At 67.8% G+C, this 14,306-nt stretch carries 13 protein-coding genes; 7 read left to right on the top strand and 6 right to left on the bottom strand.

Annotation, left to right across the window (positions count from 1 at the left end; genetic code table 11):
* Positions 1-47 precede the first annotated feature (47 nt).
* The 4 genes from AC1Q7Q_RS04270 to alaC all read left to right on the top strand — a co-directional run bounded on the left by AC1Q7Q_RS04270 (position 48) and on the right by alaC (position 3,446).
* The gene (locus AC1Q7Q_RS04270; RefSeq protein ID WP_492371964.1) at positions 48-866 is read left to right on the top strand and encodes a siderophore-interacting protein; all 819 of its coding nucleotides are present in this window, start codon (positions 48-50) and stop codon (positions 864-866) included.
* Positions 867-994: 128 nt separating this feature from the next.
* Positions 995-1,456, top strand: a complete 462-nt coding sequence (locus AC1Q7Q_RS04265; protein ID WP_492371963.1) for a winged helix-turn-helix transcriptional regulator — start codon at positions 995-997, stop codon at positions 1,454-1,456.
* Between the two features lie 88 nt (positions 1,457-1,544).
* Positions 1,545-2,057, top strand: coding sequence for a 2-thiouracil desulfurase family protein (locus AC1Q7Q_RS04260; RefSeq protein ID WP_492371962.1), 513 nt, complete (start codon positions 1,545-1,547; stop codon positions 2,055-2,057).
* 132 nt (positions 2,058-2,189) lie between these two features.
* On the top strand, positions 2,190-3,446 hold the full coding sequence (gene alaC, locus AC1Q7Q_RS04255) for an alanine transaminase (RefSeq protein ID WP_150985560.1): 1,257 nt from the start codon (positions 2,190-2,192) through the stop codon (positions 3,444-3,446).
* Between the two features lie 65 nt (positions 3,447-3,511).
* On the opposite strand, the gene AC1Q7Q_RS04250 is transcribed toward alaC, so the two are convergent.
* From AC1Q7Q_RS04250 to AC1Q7Q_RS04230, 5 genes are all read right to left on the bottom strand, one after another.
* On the bottom strand, positions 3,512-4,666 hold the full coding sequence (locus AC1Q7Q_RS04250; protein WP_492371961.1) for an enoyl-CoA hydratase/isomerase family protein: 1,155 nt from the start codon (positions 4,664-4,666) through the stop codon (positions 3,512-3,514).
* Positions 4,667-4,676: 10 nt separating this feature from the next.
* Positions 4,677-5,447, bottom strand: a complete 771-nt coding sequence (locus AC1Q7Q_RS04245) for an enoyl-CoA hydratase (protein WP_492371960.1) — start codon at positions 5,445-5,447, stop codon at positions 4,677-4,679.
* The gene (gene mmsB, locus AC1Q7Q_RS04240) at positions 5,444-6,343 is read right to left on the bottom strand and encodes a 3-hydroxyisobutyrate dehydrogenase (RefSeq protein ID WP_492371959.1); all 900 of its coding nucleotides are present in this window, start codon (positions 6,341-6,343) and stop codon (positions 5,444-5,446) included. Before mmsB ends, AC1Q7Q_RS04245 begins: the two co-directional genes overlap by 4 nt.
* Before the next feature lie 431 nt (positions 6,344-6,774).
* Positions 6,775-8,295: a CoA-acylating methylmalonate-semialdehyde dehydrogenase gene (locus AC1Q7Q_RS04235; RefSeq protein ID WP_492370888.1), complete on the bottom strand. Its 1,521-nt coding sequence runs from the start codon at positions 8,293-8,295 to the stop codon at positions 6,775-6,777.
* A gap of 88 nt (positions 8,296-8,383) precedes the next feature.
* Entirely contained in the window at positions 8,384-9,517 is a 1,134-nt protein-coding gene (locus tag AC1Q7Q_RS04230; RefSeq protein ID WP_150985556.1) for an acyl-CoA dehydrogenase family protein, read from the bottom strand.
* A gap of 213 nt (positions 9,518-9,730) precedes the next feature.
* On the opposite strand from AC1Q7Q_RS04230, the gene AC1Q7Q_RS04225 reads away from it, so the two are divergent.
* Complete coding sequence (locus tag AC1Q7Q_RS04225) at positions 9,731-10,768, top strand: AraC family transcriptional regulator (protein WP_492370887.1); 1,038 nt, start codon at positions 9,731-9,733, stop codon at positions 10,766-10,768.
* A 4-nt stretch (positions 10,769-10,772) separates the two neighbouring features.
* On the opposite strand, the gene AC1Q7Q_RS04220 is transcribed toward AC1Q7Q_RS04225, so the two are convergent.
* Positions 10,773-11,969 (bottom strand): GGDEF domain-containing protein, encoded by a 1,197-nt coding sequence (locus AC1Q7Q_RS04220; protein WP_492370886.1) that lies wholly within the window; start codon positions 11,967-11,969, stop codon positions 10,773-10,775.
* 272 nt (positions 11,970-12,241) lie between these two features.
* Here AC1Q7Q_RS04220 and AC1Q7Q_RS04215 point away from each other — a divergent pair, with 272 nt between their 5' ends.
* Positions 12,242-13,201, top strand: coding sequence for a LysR family transcriptional regulator (locus AC1Q7Q_RS04215; protein WP_492370885.1), 960 nt, complete (start codon positions 12,242-12,244; stop codon positions 13,199-13,201).
* A gap of 240 nt (positions 13,202-13,441) precedes the next feature.
* Complete coding sequence (locus AC1Q7Q_RS04210; RefSeq protein WP_492370961.1) at positions 13,442-14,212, top strand: substrate-binding domain-containing protein; 771 nt, start codon at positions 13,442-13,444, stop codon at positions 14,210-14,212.
* Positions 14,213-14,306: the final 94 nt, after the last annotated feature.

Raw genomic sequence — 14,306 nt, 5'->3', positions numbered from 1 at the left:
ACATTCCGTATTCCTCATTCCCCTCATTCCCGCCAACCAGGAAATCCATGACTACTCGCGATCTCACCGTGCAACGCGTTCGCCATGAACTCAAGATGCGCTTGCTGCAAGTGGTGCGTACCCAGGCGGTGTCGCCGCAACTGCTGCGCGTGACGCTGGCTGGCGAAGACCTGAAGGGCTTTGTCTCCGCGTCTTTCGACGACCACATCAAGGTGTTCCTCCCCGCGCCGGGGCAAAGCAAGCCCGCGCTGCCGGAGCTTGGCCCCAATGGCCCTGTGTTTCCCGAAGGCCAGCCGAAGCCCGCCGCGCGCGACTACACGCCGCGCCGTTACGATGCCGCCGCCGGCGAGCTCGATATCGAGTTCGTGCTGCATGGCGATGGCCCCGCCTCCACCTGGGCCGCGCAGGCTGCGCCCGGCCAGTATCTGGGCGTGGGCGGCCCGCGTGGGTCGTTCGTGATTCCCGAGGGCTTCGACTGGCACTTGCTGGTAGGCGACGAAACCGCGCTGCCTGCCATCGGCCGCCGCCTCGAGGAACTGCCGTCCGGCGTACGCGCGCTGGTGGTGCTGGCGGTGGACAACGCTGCCGCCGAAATCCCGCTGCCCAGCCGCGCCGACGTGGAGATCCACTGGCAGCACCGCGACAGCGCACCGGCAGATAGCGCCGCCGGGCTGCTGGAACAAGCCTTGCGCGAGGTCACGTTGCCGCGCGGCGAAGGCTATGTCTGGGCGGCTGGCGAGGCCGCGTCGATTCGCGCCGTGCGTCAGTACCTGGTGGGCGAGCGCGGCATCGAGAAGGGCCGCATCCGCGCGGCCAGCTACTGGAAGGCCGGTGCCGCCGCCGTGCACGAGAACATCGACGACTGAGCGGCGCATGCTGGGGGCAGTGCAAGCCTTGAAGGCCGGATCAACTGGTTTTACAATGCAACCGCCTCGCCATTTTGGCGCCGCATTCCGCGGCGCGCCGCATCTGGCGAGTGAAACGGAGTTGCACTATGGTCCGGCGAACCAGCCTGGAAGGCGCCGCATGTCCCGTGGCCCGCTCGCTCGATGTGATCGGCGACTGGTGGTCGCTGCTGATCGTGCGCGATGCCTTCGATGGCTTGCGGCGCTTTGGCGAGTTCCAGCGCAGCCTTGGCCTTGCGAAGAACATCCTTGCCGGCCGGCTGCGCACGTTGCTGGCGCACGGCATCCTGGAACAGGTGCCGGCCTCCGACGGCAGCGCCTACCAGGAATACGTGCTGACGCCGAAAGGGCGCGCGCTGTTCCCGGTGGTGGTGGGCTTGCGGCAGTGGGGCGAAGCGTTCTTCTATGCCCCTGGCGAGCCGCATTCCGTGCTGGTGGACAGCAAGGCTGGCAAGCCCGTGCGGCCGCTCGAGGTGCGTGCCGAGGATGGCCGGTTGCTTGGGCCCGACGATGCGGTGGTCCGCAAGGTCGGCGAGGACGCGTTGCAGTAAGTCCGGCGCCGGATGCATCGACCATCCCGCCCTTCAACACTGTTCAATACTGTTCAACACTGTCCGACACCTTCTCTCGCGCATCGCCATGCCGCAAACATCTCTCGCCCCGCCGCCCCTTCTCGTCAGCGCCTGCCTGCTAGGCCAGCCCGTGCGCTATGACGGCCAGGCCAAGGCCCAGCCCGACGCCACGCTGGCCATGTTGGCGCGGCATTTCGAACTGATTCCGGTCTGCCCGGAGTCCATGGGGGGCTTGCCGACGCCGCGCCCGCCAGCGGAGATCGTCGGCGGCAGCGGCGCGCAGGTGCTGGCCGGCGCGGCCATCGTGCGCGATGCCACCGGTGCCGACGTGACCGCGCCGTTCGTGGCAGGCGCCCGCGACGCGCTGGCCATCGCCCGGCAGCGTCAATGCGGGCACGCGCTGCTCAAGGCCTTGAGCCCCTCATGCGGCAATCACGAGCACTACGATGGCTCGTTTGGCGGCGTGCTGCGCCCGGGCCAGGGCGTGGCCGCGGCGTTGCTGGCCGAGGCCGGCGTGCGCGTGTGGAACGAAAGCGAGATCGATGCCCTGATCCGCACGGCCGGCGTGCCCGGTGCGTAGCGGTGCCGCCGCCCAGCTTGCAAAAGCCGTAGACGCGGCCGGTATTCGCCGCTAAGATCTTTCCGGTCAGCCGCACCAACGGCTGGCAGCGTCGCTCGGACGGTTCCGGGCGCTTACGTTCAAGGAAAATCCATGTCAGCCTCCGCAGGCAAGCGCCGCTTCGCGCGTATCGATCGTCTTCCCCCGTACGTCTTCAATATCACCGCCGAGTTGAAAATGGCGGCGCGCCGCCGTGGCGAAGACATCATCGACATGAGCATGGGCAACCCGGACGGCGCCACGCCGCCGCATATCGTTGCCAAGCTGACCGAAGCCGCACAACGCCCCGATACCCACGGTTACTCCGCCTCCAAGGGCATCCCGCGACTGCGCCGCGCCATCTCGCACTGGTATCGCGAGCGCTACGACGTCGAGATCGATCCGGACACCGAGGCCATTGTCACCATCGGCTCCAAGGAAGGGCTGGCCCACCTGATGCTGGCCACGCTCGATCGCGGCGACACCGTGCTGGTGCCGGACCCGAGTTATCCCATCCATATCTATGGCGCGGTGATTGCCGGAGCCGATATCCGTTCCGTGCCCCTGGTGCCGGGCGTGGACTTCTTCGCCGAGATGGAACGCGCCATTCGCGGCAGCTATCCCAAGCCGAAGATGATCGTGCTGGGCTTTCCGTCGAATCCCACCGCGCAATGCGTGGAGCTGGACTTCTTCGAGCGCGTGATCGCGCTGGCGCGCAAGCACGATATCTTCGTGGTGCACGACCTGGCCTATGCCGACATCGTGTTCGATGGCTGGAAGGCGCCGTCGATCATGCAGGTGGAAGGGGCGAAAGACATTGCCGTGGAGTTCTTCACGCTGTCCAAGAGCTACAACATGGCGGGCTGGCGCATCGGCTTCATGGTAGGCAACCCGGATCTGGTGGCCGCGCTCACGCGCATGAAGAGCTATCACGACTACGGCACGTTCACCCCGCTGCAGGTGGCCGCCATCGCCGCGCTGGAAGGCGACCAGCAATGCGTCAAGGAGATCGCCGCGCACTACCAGACACGCCGCGACGTGCTGGCGCGCGGGCTGATCGAATCCGGCTGGCCGGTGGAGATTCCCAAGGCATCGATGTATATCTGGGCGCGCATCCCCGAACCGTATCGCGCGCTGGGCTCGCTGGAGTTCTCCAAGCAACTGCTGGCCAAGGCCAAAGTCTGCGTCTCACCCGGCATCGGCTTTGGCGATTACGGTGACGAGTACGTGCGCTTCGCGCTGATCGAGAACGAGGCGCGTATCCGGCAGGCGGTGCGCGGCATCAAGGCGATGTTCCGCGCGGATGGGCTGGTGAAGGTGCCGGTGGACGAGCACCAGCCGCACGGCCACGCGCCGAAGCCCAAGGACTGAGTGCGTAGTTTTTCCGTATCCGCATGCACGTGACCACACGCCGGCGCCATGCCGGCGTGCAACCATCAGGCATGCCCTGATCGGCCAAGCATGGCCAGCGGGTGGGGCTCACGCGGCCATGCGCTGTCGAAGAACGACTGCACCATGGCCTTGCTGACTTCGCTCGCATCCTTCACGCGCCAGCGCGGCGCATTGTCCTTGTCGACGATCAGCGCGCGCACCCCTTCGATGAAATCGCCCTGCGTGAATGCGTGCGACACCACGCCGAGCTCCATGCGGAAACAATCGGCAAGATCCAGGTCGCGGCCGCGCAGCAGCAATTCCTGCGTGACCGCTATCATCAGCGGCGATCGCCCGCGCAGGATCTCAAGTGTGCGCGCGGCCCAGTCGGCATAGGCCGGGTCGGATTCGGCGGCCAGGCTCTCGAGCAGGCCGGCCACGCTGGCGTCTGCCCGGAAATGCCGCAGCACGGCAGGCAGCACTGACTGCAGCGGCGCCGCGGGCGCGCTGGCGACAGGCGTTGCCTGCAGCGCGGCGCGCAGGTCCGCCAGCACGTTGCCTGTCCGGTTGATGGCTGCCAGCGTCTGCTCGAAGTGCTCCAGGCTTGCGGCAGGCACGGCGATGTCGGCCAGCTTGCACAGCAGCGTATCGGCAGCGCCAAGCGTCACGCCCGTCAGCCCGACATAGAGCGCCAGCGCCGGCGGCAGCTTCGACAAGAAATGGCTCGCGCCCACATCGGGCACCAGGCCGATGCCGGTCTCCGGCATGGCCACGCGCGAGCGCTCGGTGACCACGCGCAGGTGCGCGGCCTGCGCCAGGCCCATGCCGCCGCCCATGACAATGCCGTCCATCAGCGCCACGACCGGCTTGGGGTAGCAGTGCAGGCGATAGTCGAGCTGGTACTCGTGCACGAAGAACTGGCGATGCAGCGCCGTACCCGCGTGGAAGCTGTCGTACAGCGCGCGGATGTCGCCGCCGGCGCAGAACGCCTTGGGGCCCGCGCCGCGCAGCACCACCGCAGCGATGTCGTCGCGCGCGGCCCAGGCGGCAAGCTGCGCATCGAGCAGGCCGATCATCGGGTAGGACAAGGCGTTCAGCTGGCGCGGCCGGTTGAGCGTGATCAGGCCGATGCCGTTGATCTCGACGAAGCACACCTCGTCTTCGGCGCTCGGCGCGGCTGCGGGGCGTTCCTGGGCGGCATCGTTCGGGTTCAGGCGCATGGCGCGGCTCCTAGGCATTGCGCCATTGCGGCGCACGTTTTTGCAGGAAGGCGTTGACGCCTTCGCGCTGGTCCTCGTCGTCGAACAGGTCGACAAAGCGCTCGCGCTCCAGCGCCAGCGCCGGGCCGCGCGGCACGCCCTGGCGCGCCAGGTGCACCAGCTGCTTGCTGTAGGCAGCCGCGCGCGGGCTCACATTGCTGGCGCGCTCGGCCAGCCGCAGCGCCGCGTCCAGCGCCTGGCCCGTGGGCACCATCTCTTCCACCAGCCCGATGCGCAGCGCGGTGGCGGCATCGATGCGCTCGTTGGCCAGGATCATGCGCTTGGCCCAGCCCTCGCCCACCAGGCAGGGCAGGGTTTGCGTGCCGCAGCCACACGGCAGCAGGCCGACGCCGGCTTCCGGCAGCGCCATCTGGGCCTGTTCCTCGGCAATGCGCACGTCGCAGGCCAGCGCGCATTCCAGCCCGCCGCCCATGGCATAGCCGTTGATCGCCGCGATCACCAGGGGGCGTGCGTTTTGCAGCGCCTCAAAGGCGGCACCGAAGCGTTGCGCCATCAGCCGCGCATGGGCGCGATCGCCGTCGGCAAAGCCATTGAGGTCGGCGCCGGCGCTGAAGAAGCGGCTGCCGTCGCCGGTGATCACGATGGCGCGCACGCGCGTGTCCGCATTCAGCGTGGCCACCAGTTGCTGCAACTGTGCCAGCCCCTCGGCGTTGAACGCATTGGCGGGCGGGCGCTTGAGGGTGAGGCGGGCGATATGTCCGTCGATGACGTGCTCGATCATGCTTGCCGCTCCTCTTGGGCCAGGTACTGGCGGATCACGCCCGAGAAGTCGAGCTGTCCGTCGCCGGCCTGGCTCACCGCCTGGTAGATCTGCTGGGCCAGTGCCCCGAGGAACAGCGGTTGCCGCACGCTGCGAGCGGCATCCGTGGCCAGGCCCAGGTCCTTGAGCATCAGGTCCGCGCCAAAGCCGCCGCTGTAGCCGCGCGAGGCCGGCGCGGTCTCGATCACGCCCGGGTAGGGGTTGCAGGTGTCGGCGGCCCAGCAGCGGCCGGTGGAGGTGTTGACGATCCCGGCCAGCACGCCGGCGTCGATGCCCAGCTTGACGCCGAGCGCCATCGCTTCCGACACGCCGATCATGGAAATGCCGAGGATCAGGTTGTTGCAGATCTTGGCGACCTGTCCGGTGCCGGTGTCGCCGCAATGGACGATGTTGCGGCCCATGCCGGACAGCACAGGTTTCAGTTGTTCGAACAGGGTTGGTTCGGCGCCGACCATGAACGTCAGCGTACCGGCCCGCGCGCCGCCGGTGCCGCCGGAGACGGGGGCGTCGGCGATCGGGTTGCCTTGCTGCTTGGCCTCGACGGCCAGTGCGCGGATGGTGGCCGGGTCGATGGTGCTGGAGTCCACTAGCGGTACGCCGGGCCGTACGCCGGCAAGGACGCCTTCCGGGCCGAGGTAGGTGGCGCGGACGTGAGCGGCGGCCGGCAGCATGGTGATGACGAAGTCGGCTTCGGCGGTGGCCTTGCGGGCGGAGGGGGCTACGGCTGCGCCGTCGGCTTGCAGGGCTGACAGGGCGGTGGGGTTGAGGTCGAAGACGGTCAGGGTGTGGCCTGCCTTGAGCAGGTTGCGGGCCATGGGGGCGCCCATGTTGCCTAGGCCGATGAAGGCTATGTGCATGTTGGGTCCTTACTCTTGGTGTTTGGTGGTTGTGGCGACTGGAACTGCTTAACTGAAACTGCTGAACTTCAACTGCAGTTTCACCACCCCTGCGGGGCGGCGACCTACTTTCTTGTCTTGCCAAGAAAGTAGGCAAAGAAGGCGCGCCGGATGGGGCGACTACCCCTCGGGCTTCGACGAAAAGAGCGGCCGGGACCCAAACTCGCATCGCCTTAAGGCGATACTCAGACATGGGTCCCTCTTTTCCGCTCTTTTCGCCGAATCCCGAGGCGCCCCATACGGCCTAGGTAAACCTTGGCGGCTCGCTTCGCATCGCGCATGGCTACACCAAATCGGTGCTCTGACTCTCCTGCTGGTTGGCTCCCCTCTCCCACTTGTGGGAGAGGGGCCGGGGGAGAGGGCGGGCGCTGGCCGAAGCCGATGCTTGCCAATCAGCGCAGGCTGATCGTCGTATTCACCCCGTCATTTACCGTTGCGTCGTCAAACCACCTTGCCGTGACGGTCTTCGTCTGCGTGTAGAACTGCACCACTTGCTTGCCATAGGGGCCGAGGTCGCCGAGCTTGGAGCCGCGTGAGCCGGTAAAGCTGAAGTAGGGCACGGGTACCGGGATGGGGATGTTGATGCCGACCTGGCCGACGTCGATCTCGCTCTGGAACTTGCGGGCGGCCGCGCCGCTTTGCGTGAATACGCCGGTGCCGTTGCCGAAGGGGTTGCGGTTGACCAGGGCGATGGCTTCGTCCAGCGTGTCGACGCCGATCACTACCAGCACCGGGCCGAAGATCTCCTGCGTGTAGATGGACATCTCGGTGGTGACATCGGCAAACACGGTCGGGCCGATGAAATTGCCTTCGGGGTAGCCGGCTACCTGCACGTTGCGGCCATCGAGCGCCAGCGTGGCGCCTTCGCGTTCGCCGGCTTCGATCAGGCCGAGCACGCGCTGCTTGGCGGCGATGGATACTACCGGGCATACGTCGGTGCCAGGCTCGTTGCCGGCGCCGACCTTGAGCGTGGCGGCCTTTTCCACCAGTTCGGGCAGCCATTCGCGCGCGGCGCCCACCAGCACGGCTACCGACGTCGCCATGCAGCGCTGGCCGGCCGCGCCGAAGGCTGCGCCGGCCAGCGCGTTGAGCGTGTGCTCGCGGTGCGCGTCGGGCAGCACCACGGCGTGGTTCTTGGCGCCCATCATCGATTGCACGCGCTTGCCGTGCGCGCCGGCGAGGTTGTAGACATGGGTGCCCACGGCGGTGGAGCCGACGAAGGAAACCGCCTTGATGTCCGGGTGCGTGCACAGCGCGTCCACCACCTCGCGCGCGCCATGGACCACGTTGAGCACGCCGGCGGGCACGCCGGCCTCGATGGCCAGCTTGACCAGTTCCATGGTGGATAGCGGGTCTTGCTCCGATGGCTTGAGCACGAAGGTGTTGCCGCACACGATCGCCATGGGGAACATCCACAGCGGGATCATGGCCGGGAAGTTGAACGGCGTGATGCCGGCGCACACGCCAATCGGCTGCTGCAGGGTGTATGTGTCGACAGTGGCGGCCACGTTCTCGGCAAAGCCGCCTTGCTGCAGGGTGCCGATCGAGCACGCGTGTTCCACGACCTCAAGCCCCCGGAAGATGTCGCCTTCGGCGTCGGCCAGGGTCTTGCCTTGCTCGGCGGTGAGGATGGCGGCGATGCGCTTGCTGTGCTCGCGGATCAGCGCCTGGTACTTGAGCATGATGCGCAGGCGCGCGCCCAGCGGCGTGTGGCGCCACGTGGCAAAGGCGCGGTGCGCGGCGCCCACGGCGGCATTGACCTCGGCCGCGGTGGCCAGCGGCACCTGCGCCAGCACCTGCTGGGTGGCCGGATTGACCACGGGGCGGAATTCGGTGGCAGCGGACTCCACCCACTCGCCGTTGATCAACAGCTTGACGGTGGGCACGGCGGCGTTGGGGTTCTGGGCACTCATGGGGTGGTCTCCGTCGGTTCTAAGTGTGGGTGGTGCAAGACAGGAAGGTGTTCGGGCAAGTGGTCAGGCAAGTCGTCGGGCAAGCAGCTCAAAGGGTGCGGGCGATCAGCATGCGCTGGATCTCGCTGGTGCCTTCGTAGATCTGCGTAATGCGGGCGTCGCGGTAATGGCGCTCGACCGGGTAGTCTTCCAGGTAGCCGTAGCCGCCATGGATCTGCAGCGCCTTGGAGCACACGCGCTCGGCCAGCTCGGAGGCATAGAGCTTGGCCTGCGAGGCTTCCGACAGGCAGGGCTGGCCGGCCGTGCGCATGTGCGCGGCGCGGTGCACCAGCAGGCGTGCCGCGTTGAGCTCGGTGGCCATGTCCGCCAGCATGTTGGCAATGGGCGCATGCTCGCGCAGCGGGCGGCCAAACTGCACGCGCTCGGCAGCGTAGCGGCAGGCGGCCTCAAAGGCCGAGCGGGCGATGCCGAGTGCCTGCGCGGCAATGCCGATGCGCCCGCCCTCCAGGTTTGACAGGGCAATGCGCAGTCCCTCGCCGGGTTCGCCGAGCAGCGCGTCGTGCGGCACGTGGCAGTCGTCCAGCGTGATGGCGCAGGTGTCGGAGGCGCGGATGCCCATCTTGCGCTCGGGCGTGTGCACCGAGAAGCCGGGCGTATCGGTGGGCACCACGAAGGCCGACAGGCCGCGCTTGCCTTGTGCCGGCTCGGTGGCGGCAAACACGATGGCCACGCCTGCGCGCTGGCCGTTGGTGACGAACTGCTTGCTGCCGGACAGCACCCAGCCATTGTCCGTGGCGCGCGCCCGGGTGCGCAGGTTGTGCGCTTCCGAGCCGGCCTGCGGCTCGGTCAGGCAGAACGCGCCGATGATTTCGCCGCTGGCCAGGCGCGGCAGGTAGCGCTCTTTTTGCGCCTGCGTGCCGTAGTGCAGGATCGGGCCGCAGCCCACCGAGTTGTGCACACTCATCAGGGTGGCGCAGGCGGCGCAGCCTGCGGCGATTTCCTCGATGGCCAGCGCGTAGGCGATGTAGTCGGTATATGTGCCGCCCCATTCCTCCGGCACGATCATGCCGAGCAGCCCGAGCGCGCCCATCTCCGCCACCACCTCCGGCGGCAACTGGCCGGCACGGTCCCACTCGGCGGCGCAGGGCGCCAGGCGCTCGCTGGCGAAGGCGCGAGCGGTGTCGCGGATCATGGCTTGCTGTTCGCTGAATTCGTGGTGCATGGCGGCTCGGGTTGGGCCGGGATTGGCGTGGGGGCACGCGATCCGGGTGAGGCTGGCGGTCTGGTGGCCCGCACTGGGCGGGAGTGTTGGCAGCAAGTGTAGGAAGACAGGCGAGGCGCTCCTATGCCAGAATCCGCCAACCTTGCTGAACTCGTTTGCCACTGCTGGCAAGCCTGGGCCAGCAAGCCATCCGTTCCAGATCCTTGCCTTTCCATGGAAAAACACAGTGTCGCCATTTGCTTCGTGCATCACGCCATCACGGGCTTGCGCGCGCGCGGCATCGCGCCGGAGCCGGTGCTGCAGGCGGCGGGCATCGTGCCCGCGCTGCTGGCGGTGCCGCAGGCGCGTGTGTCAGCGGCAAGCTATAGCGCGCTGTGGATGGAGGTGGCCGCCGCGCTGGACGATGAATTCTTTGGCCAGGACTCGCGCCGCATGAAGTGCGGCAGCTTTGCCATGCTGTGCCACGCCATCGTGGGCAGCAAGACGCTGGCGCAGGGGCTGGAGAGGGTGGTGCGTTACTTCGGCTTGCTGCTGGACGATATCGGCGTGCGGCTGGAGCGCGAAGGCGTGGGCGGTGAGCCGGGCGCCGGCAAGCGCGCACGGGCTGCGCTGGTGCTCACGGCCACCTCAAGCCAGCCGCCGAGCGTGTTCGCGCAGGAGACCATGCTGATCATGCTGCACGGGCTGATGAGCTGGCTGCTGCGCCGGCGGGTGCCCGTGCTGCTGGCGGCGTTCAGCTATCCGGAGCCGGCCTATAGCGCCGAGTACCGCCTGATGTACTCGCGCCACCTGGCGTTCGGCCAGCCGGCCACGGCGCTGGTGTTCGACGCGGCCTGGCTGGACCAGCCGGTGCACCAGGACGAGCGCAGCCTCAAGGCCTTCCTGCGCGACGCACCGCACAACGTGGTGGTGAAATACACCGACCGCACCAGCATCATGGCGCGCGTGCGGCGCCAGTTGCGCTCGCAGCCGCCGGAGCAGTGGCCCACCTTCGACCGCCTGGCGCACGACGTGCACATGTCGTCATCGTCGCTACGGCGCCGGCTGATGGAGGAGGGCGGGACCTACCAGCAACTGAAGGATGAGATGCGGCGCGACCTGGCCATCGAAGCGCTGAGCCATTCCAGCCGTCCGCTGGCGGAAATCGCGGCCGAGCTTGGCTTTGCCGAGCCGGGTGCGTTCCATCGCGCGTTCCGGCGCTGGACGGGGCTGCGGCCCGGGGCGTACCGGGGCACGCCGTTGCAGGCTTAGAGCGTCAGTGCCTAGTGACCAGTTCGGAGGGCGCGCTGGCTGCTGCCGGGGCAGGCACATGCGCCAGCATGCGGTTGCGTCCCGATAGCTTGGCCATGTAGAGCGCCGTATCGGCGCGCGCGGTGAGCTGCGCCAGGCTCTCGCCGGGGTGCCACCGGGCATAGCCGCCGCTGACCGTGTAGTGCACGGTGCCGAACGGGCCACTGACTCGGCTACCTTCGGCCAGCAGGCGGATGCGCTCGGCGGCAGGGCGGGCCGCTTCCAGCGAACTGGCGGGCAGCAGCACGACGAATTCCTCGCCGCCCATGCGGCCGATGCTGTCAGGCGCGCGCAGGCTGGCGGCGGCCAGGCGCGCGAACTCCACCAGCACGGCGTCGCCCGCGGCATGGCCGAAGGTGTCGTTGACCGCCTTGAAGTGGTCGATGTCGATGATCAGCAGCACGGGCGGAGGGCCGCCGCGCCCGGCGCGCGCCAGCTCGCGCGCGGCCTCGTTCTCGAACGCCTTGCGCGACATCACGCCGGTCAGGAAATCCGTGTTGGCCACGGCCTCGAGCTGGCGCACCATGGCGTCGTGGATCATCAGCACGGCGCCCATGGTGAGGCCCGGCATGGCCAGCGCGCCGAGCACCAGGAAGGCGGCATTCAATCCGGGCGTGCTCGTCGTGGCAGGGTGGTCCATGACCGAGAGCGCGGACAGCACGCCCCGCAATGCATGCGCCGCGGACAGGAAGAAGGCGAACCCGGCGGTGGTCAGATAATGGCTGGCCGGGCGAGCGCGCGGGCGGTAGCGCACCAGCACGTACCCTGCGCAGGCGCAGAATGTGGCGTGGAATGCCGAGACGATGACCACGCGGGTATTGAAATCATTGAATACATAGCGCCACGTCACGACGCCGGCCACCACGGCGAGGGTGCCGGCGATCATCGCGCGCCAGGGTGGCTGCCGCCCGCAGAAGCGGGCGATGCCCGCATGAAACAATGCCAGCCCCCAAGCCAGCGCGCCGTTGGCCACCACGATCGATAGCGCATCCGGGATCCTGTCGCGCAGTGTAATCAGCAGCAGCGCGACCATGGCCGTCAGGTTGGCTTGCCACCACAGCGTCACGCCCGGCTGGCCGCAGCGCCGCAGCGACCAGACGATCGCCAGCATCATGACGCTAAGGAGCGTCGTAACGGCTAGCAGGGCGAACGGGTCGGACATCTGCAAATTTCCTCCGGTGCAGTGGGTGGGCGTGATGAGGCTTGGTGAGGCGGGTAGTCTCGCCGGGCCTGGCGGCGAAGCTCGCGAGAATACCTCAATGGCGTTGTCCCCATTCACCTACGCACGTGGGGTGTCGGACAACCGCCTGCGGGAGGCCGGTGCGAGAGGACGCGCCGGGGCCGGACGGCTAGAATGCGGGGCGGAACGCTTTGATCGGCAGGGCGCATCAATGCCTGCCTGATCCCTTCATCACTGCCCTAGCCTGGAACACAATGCAACCGATCAGATTTGACCTCGGCGACCTGCAGGCGATGGTGGCCGTGGTGGAGCAAGGCGGCTTCCGCGCTGCCGCCGAGGCTCTCAGCCTGTCGCAGCCGGCCCTGTCGCGTCGTATCGACAAACTGGAGCAGGCGCTCAATGTCAGGCTGTTCGAGCGCACCACGCGCCGCGTCACCCTGACCGTGGTGGGCCGGGAGTTTGTCGGTAAGGCGCGCGCGCTGCTGGCGGAAGTGGAATCTTCCCTGATGGGCATCGGCGACGCGGCCGCGACGCGCTCAGGCGAGGTGACGGTTGCCTGCGTGCCGTCGGCGGCGCATTACTTCCTGCCGGCGGTGATCGCGCGTTTTCATGCGCAATTCCCCAACGTCCGCGTCAAGATGGTGGACGAAGGCGCCAACGTCGTCTTGCACAGCGTGGCCAGCGGCGAGGCGGACTTTGGCCTGAACTTCATCGGCACGCAGGAGGCCGACCTGCTGTTCGAGCCCTTGCTGCGCGATCCTTTCGTGCTGGCTTGCCGACACGACCATCCGCTGGCCCGGCGCCGCTCGGTGAAATGGGCTGAACTTGGCGCCCACACGCTGGTAGCGTTAGCCAAGTCGAGCGGCAACCGGCTGATGCTGGATCTTGCCCTGGCCGAGCTGCCGCTGCGGCCGGCCGCCTTCTACGAAGTGCGCCATGTCAGCAGCGTGCTCGCGCTGGTGGAGGCCGGGCTGGGGGTAGCGGCCGTGCCGCGCCTGGCGCTGCCCGGTGGCGAGCGCGCCACGCTGGTCGCGGTCCCCCTGCGCGATCCTGCCGTGTCCCGCACGCTGGGCATCCTGCGCCGCCGTGGGCGTACGTTGCCGGCGCATGCGCAAGCGCTGTACGACATGGTCGGGCAGGCGGTGGCACGGCGTGGCCGGAGCGCGGCCACATCGGCGCAAGGCGGGGGCGGCAGCGCCGGTATTGATGCGTAAAACCGATCAAATCCAAGAAACATTGCATTATCGCCGTGCGCGGTGCTTGCATAGAATGGTCGGCCTGCGCCGCGGAGACTGAAGCGGGCAGGCCGATTTCCATTTCAATGCCCACAGAGAGCGCATATGACCACGCCGACCATGCTGACCATTGCCGTGCCGTCCCCCGTCAAGGCAGCCCGCAAGCCTGCTTCCCCTTCCCATCTCCCTCGGCAACACAAGCAGCCATGGCTGGCGCTCATGCTGGCCGGCGTGGCCAGCATGGCGCTGGCCGCCGGCAATGCGCTGGCCGACGAGGTCAAGGTCATGAATTCGGGCGGCTTTACCGCGGCCTACAAGGCGCTCGGCCCGGGCTTCGAGAAGGCCACCGGCAATACGCTGTCCACCGCATGGGGCCCCTCGATGGGCAAGTCGCCCGAGGCCATTCCCAACCGGCTCGCGCGCGGCGAGCATGCCGACGTGGTGATCATGGTGGCCTATGCGCTGGATGACCTGATCAAGCAAGGCAAGGTGCTGCCGGACAGCCGGGTCGACCTGGCCGATTCGCGCATCGGCCTGTCGGTGCGCGAGGGCGCGCCCAAGCCGGATATCAGCACCGTCGACGCATTCCGCAAGACCCTGCTGGATGCCAGGTCCATCGCCTACTCGGACAGCGCCAGCGGCGTGTATGTCGAGACGGAGATGTTCAGGAAGCTAGGCATCGAGGCGCAGGTCAAGGGCCGAGCCCACAAGATCGAGAAGACGCCGGTTGGCAGCGTGGTGGCGCAGGGCGAATACCAGATCGGGCTGCAGCAGGTCAGCGAGCTGCTGCCGGTCAAGGGTGCCAGCTTTGTTGGCAAGATTCCCGAGCCTTTGCAGAAAATCACGACATTTGCCGCCGGCGTACCGGTGGGGGCGGAGCATCCTGAGGCCGGGCGCGCGTTGATTCGCTATCTGGCTTCGCCCGCGGCGCGGGGCGAGATCGAGCGCAGCGGCATGGATCCGGTCGTTGGGGATACGCGGAGGCAGTGAGTGTGAGAGGCAGGGCGGGCGTTGGTTGCGCGTTCGCCCTGGCGCTTGCCCTGGCAATCCGGAACGGCGGCGAAGCGGCGCCGGCGGGGCTGCT

The sequence above is a fragment of the Cupriavidus sp. GW823-FHT07A04 genome, from assembly GCF_058794615.1.
The sequence above is the reverse complement of the archived record's forward strand: the minus strand, read 5'-3'. Positions and strand labels throughout refer to the sequence as shown.